Below are 2,293 nucleotides of genomic sequence, written 5' to 3' on the forward strand. Positions count from 1 at the left end.
CGGTCGCGGATCAGTTTGATGTCGAGCACCGGCGCATTATAGAAGCGTGTTGCGGCAGGGCAAGGGCGAACGAAATTCGGACTCGACCTGCGGGACCGCGATTTGAATCGACCGGTATTGATTTGCTCACAAATATCCTTGGTCGCTAAAACCACTACGTGGACCTTCAGTGCAAACGACGCCGATGAACTGGACACTACGCCTCGCGCGCGAGGATGACATTCCTGCGTTGGAACAGCTCATACCGCTGTCGGTGCGAGCGTTGCAGTCGGCGTACTACTCGGCGGCACAAATGGAGGCGGCCCTGGGGCCGGTCTTTGGTGTTGATCGCCAGCTCATCCAAGACGACACTTACTTTGTCGTGGAACATGATCGTCAGATTATCGGCTGCGGCGGATGGAGCAAACGCCGTTCGCTCTTCGGCAGTGACCACGGGAGAGTTGAACCAGACGCTGAGCTTGACCCGGAGCATGATTCGGCACGCATCCGTGCGTTCTTCGTGCATCCGGCCTGGGCGCGTCAGGGTATCGGGCGCTGCCTGCTCATTGCCTGCGAGCAAGCGATACGCGAGGCGCGCTTCCGCACGATTGATCTGGTGGCGACGCTGGCCGGTGAGCCGCTTTACGCGGCGTTTGGATACACGGAGGTTCAGCGATACGAGGTTCCAATGAGTGGAGGGTTGAGTCTGCCAGTGGTGCGGATGACGAAAAGTCTGCAACCCGTCGCTCAACCCCGTCGTCGATAGGTAAAAAATCTATTCCTTCCACACGCGCGCATCCTGGCGGATGTGCCAGCGCTCGATGCGACCATCCGGCAGTTTGACTTCCGCCGTCGCTTCAAAACCGTCCTTCGCCATTTGTAGCGTTGGCGCTTTGGTTAATCCCCTGCCAGCGTCAATGGACAATCTCAGTTCATCCAGTGTCGTCGCCCAGCGATGGTTCTTCGCCTCGTAATCCCGCTGCGCGTAATAAATCTCCTGAAGCGCGTTGCGCACTTTCATAGCAGGGTCAGTCACGAACTTTGCTTTGCCGAATTTCTTTCTCGTGAATTGCACGTAGCCCCACTTCTCCGGACGGTGCATGTCGATAATTCCCTGCGGCGACCAGACCCAATTATCTTCCCGCGTGCCCGGCACCTTTTCATATTTTCCGTTCACGATGTTGATCTGCCATTCCACGCGCGAGAAATCGACTCGCCATTGGTCGCCTTCGTCTGGTGGCGTCCGACGATGCGCGTATTCGGCGAGTGCCTTCCATGGAAATGCGATTTCCATCGACCAGCCTTTATCGCGATCCGCGGGATTATTGAGCGTCCCATTGACATGTACGGCTGTCTTGAGCCCGGGAATCTCCCATTCGTTCAACGCCGGGCCGCCGTCCTTGTACGGCTTTTTCAGCAGGAGGTCCCAGCCGGTGTTGAGCGCGTTCATCTCGAATTCGTAGTACTCGTGGCTGTCGCCGTCCGGGTCGATGAACACCTCGAAATCGTTGTCGTTGAAAATCACGGCGTCGTGGTTGGTGAGCGTGGCCCAGACATGCGGCTCCTTCAGTTCGGTGGCGACGTAGAAGTATTGATCGTCCCAAAGCATTTTGGCGCGCGTGCGAAAACGCGGCTTCGGTTTCCTGTCACCTTCAATATCCGCGAAATCATGCGTCCACGGTGCTTTCTTCCAATCTGGTTCATCCAACCGCCCGTCCATCATGATCGAACCCGTCGTGTGGTAGCAAACGTAGCCCTGCGGCACGATCGGCTTCATGCGCGCCCAATCGCCCGCGAAGTCAGCCCCGATGAGGGAGGTTGCGTTTGCAAGACCGGACACAATCATTAAACTCAAAACGAAGCGGCGCACTTGGGTGAAAGGTTTCAATGCCATGCCTCCCGCAGGAAACGAACGAAATTACCGCTGGCGATCAATTCAACATCCGTCGATTTGTAGCCGCGATCGAGAAGTAAATTGGGAACGCGTTGCAGGTCGGCGATGGTGTTCAAGTCGGACGGTGTCTGTTCCCGGCCAAACGCGCCGTCGAGGTCCGAGCCGATTCCCGAATGCCGCGCGTTGCCGGCGATCTGACAGACGTGGTCGATGTGGTCCACGATTCGTTCGAGCTTTACCCCGGCGCTTTCCGGCGTGGTCTTGCCGCGAACCCAGCCCAACGCCAGCATCCATGCGTCGAGCGCCACGCCAATCACCGCACCGCGTTTGACCAGCGCTTTGATCTGTTCGTCACTGAATTGACGATTGTGCGGCACGAGCGAGCGGCAATTTTGATGGCTCGCCCAGATCGGGCCTTTG

The 2,293-nt window shown here is 57.6% G+C and carries 3 protein-coding genes; 1 reads left to right on the top strand and 2 read right to left on the bottom strand.

What is annotated here, in order from left to right; all coding sequences use genetic code 11:
• Positions 1–169: 169 nt before the first annotated feature.
• On the top strand, positions 170–745 hold the full coding sequence (locus VN887_15445) for a GNAT family N-acetyltransferase (protein ID HXT41399.1): 576 nt from the start codon (positions 170–172) through the stop codon (positions 743–745).
• Positions 746–754: 9 nt separating this feature from the next.
• Here VN887_15445 and VN887_15450 read toward each other — a convergent pair whose 3' ends face one another.
• Both VN887_15450 and VN887_15455 read right to left on the bottom strand, forming a co-directional pair.
• A complete protein-coding gene (locus tag VN887_15450) occupies positions 755–1,756 on the bottom strand; it encodes a carbohydrate-binding family 9-like protein (GenBank protein ID HXT41400.1) in 1,002 nt (333 codons plus the stop codon).
• A 107-nt stretch (positions 1,757–1,863) separates the two neighbouring features.
• On the bottom strand, positions 1,864–2,293 hold a 430-nt coding region (locus tag VN887_15455; GenBank protein HXT41401.1), incomplete at its 5' end, for a membrane dipeptidase.

The organism is Candidatus Angelobacter sp., from assembly GCA_035607015.1.
Lineage (GTDB): Bacteria > Verrucomicrobiota > Verrucomicrobiia > Limisphaerales > AV2 > AV2.

What these genes read in the sequence shown, in the direction of transcription:
- VN887_15450 (HXT41400.1), bottom strand. Translation starts at nt 1,756, where the DNA reads ATGAAGCCGATCGTGCCGCAGGGCTACGTTTGCTACCACACGACGGGT.